This window comes from Polaromonas sp., from assembly GCF_018780625.1.
GTDB lineage: Bacteria > Pseudomonadota > Gammaproteobacteria > Burkholderiales > Burkholderiaceae_C > Polaromonas.
Genome location: NZ_JADMJK010000055.1, coordinates 16,829 through 18,502 on the forward strand (window position 1 = coordinate 16,829; position 1,674 = coordinate 18,502).

2 protein-coding genes are annotated in these 1,674 nt (G+C 61.4%); both read right to left on the reverse strand.

All coding sequences use genetic code 11. From position 1 onward, the window contains the following. A partial coding sequence (locus IV091_RS05305; protein WP_293466078.1) for a transglutaminase family protein occupies nt 1–601 on the reverse strand: 601 nt, incomplete at its 3' end. A gap of 40 nt (nt 602–641) precedes the next feature. Beyond that, on the reverse strand, nt 642–1,604 hold the full coding sequence (locus IV091_RS05310; RefSeq protein ID WP_293466079.1) for an alpha-E domain-containing protein: 963 nt from the start codon (nt 1,602–1,604) through the stop codon (nt 642–644). Nucleotides 1,605–1,674: the final 70 nt, after the last annotated feature.

The window sequence follows — 1,674 nt, forward strand, 5'->3', positions numbered from 1 at the left end:
TGGCGGCGTAGAAATAGCCGCTGACGTAGCGGGCCGGAATGCCCAGGCTGCGGCACACCGCCACCATCACATGCGCCTGGTCCTGGCATACGCCGGCCCCGGCCTCAAAGGCCTGGAGCGCCGTGGTAGTGACGCTGGTGATATTTTTTTGATAGCAAACTACCCCCGCCACACCTTGGCTTAGTGCCAAAAGTACGCTCAAGTCTGCCTGGCCGGGCGTGGCCGGGGGCGGCACAAAGCGGCGGCCAAAGTCAGCCAGTGCCGGATGCACCTGGGCCAGATCGGTGGCCCGCAAAAAAAACAGCGGATGCGGCAAGCTGCTGTCGTCGTTGAATTCGGCCACGCCCAAGGTTTCCACGTCGCCCGCCGCGTTGACCAGGCTCCAGCGCACATTGTCGGCGGCCTGGCCCACGAAGGTGTAGGAATTGATGGTGTTGCCAAAGGCATCGCGCTGGACAAAGAGCTTTTCGGGCGCGCCCAGGCTCCAGAACAACACCGTTTGCGCGGAGCTGGACCGGGGCGTGAGCCACAGCGTTTGGAGCGCGTAACGCAGCGGCTCGGTGTAGCGGTAGTCGGTGGTGTGCCTGACGTGCAGCTTCATGGGCGCCTCCCCCTTGAAGTGGTTGTTGACGGCGCGGTGGTCAGTGGGTAGCCGGAACCAAAAACTCGCGGCTGATGTGCGCGCCAAGTTCGTTGACCCGGTCCAGAAACTGCGTCAGGAAGGCATGCAGTCCGTTGGACAGGATTTCATCGATGCGGGCGTACTGCAAGTCGGCCCGGAGCTTGCCGGCGTGGCGCTGGGTTTCGCTGCCCGAATCGCTGGTCACCATGGCCAGGTTGCTCATCACTTCGCTCAGGCAGCCCAGCAGGGAGCGCGGCATGTCGGCGCGCAGTATCAGCAACTCAGCCACGCGCTCGGGCTTGATCACGTCGCGGTAGACCTTGCGGTAGACCTCGAACGCGGACACGCTGCGCAAAATGGAACTCCAGTGGTAAAAATCATATTCCTGCGTTTCTTCGCCGATGGCATTGGGCACATCGTTTTGAATCGCATGGAACTTCACGTCGATCAGACGGGCGGTGTTGTCGGCGCGCTCCAGAAATGTGCCCATGCGCAGGAAGTGGAAGGCCTCGTCCTGCAGCATGGTGCCCAGCGTGACGCCGCGCGACAGGTGGGATCGAAACTTGACCCATTCAAAAAACTGGCTGGGGTCGCGCTCAAAGTCGCCATTGCGCAGCATGCGGATGACTTCCAGGTAGGTCTGGTTTTGCGTTTCCCAGACTTCGGTGGTCAGCGTGCCGCGCACGGCGCGGGCGTTTTCGCGGGCATTTTGCAGGCACGAGATGATGCTGGACGAATTTTTTTCGTCGCGCACCATGAAGTCCATCACGTCGCGCGGATTAATGCTGCTACCGTACTTGGCGGCATAGGCCGGTTTGAGCTCGCTGATGCTGAGCATTCCCTGCCAGCCCATCTGGGCCACGGCGGTGGACTGCGGCAGCAGCGAAGTCTGGTAGTTCACATCCAGCATGCGGGCAGTGTTCTCGGCTCGTTCCGTGTAGCGCGACATCCAGAACAAGTGATCAGCGGTGCGAGATAACATGATTAAACCCCTCCAGACTGCGACTGCGACTGCGACTGCACGGGCACGGCAGGGCCGGTTTCCAGAATCC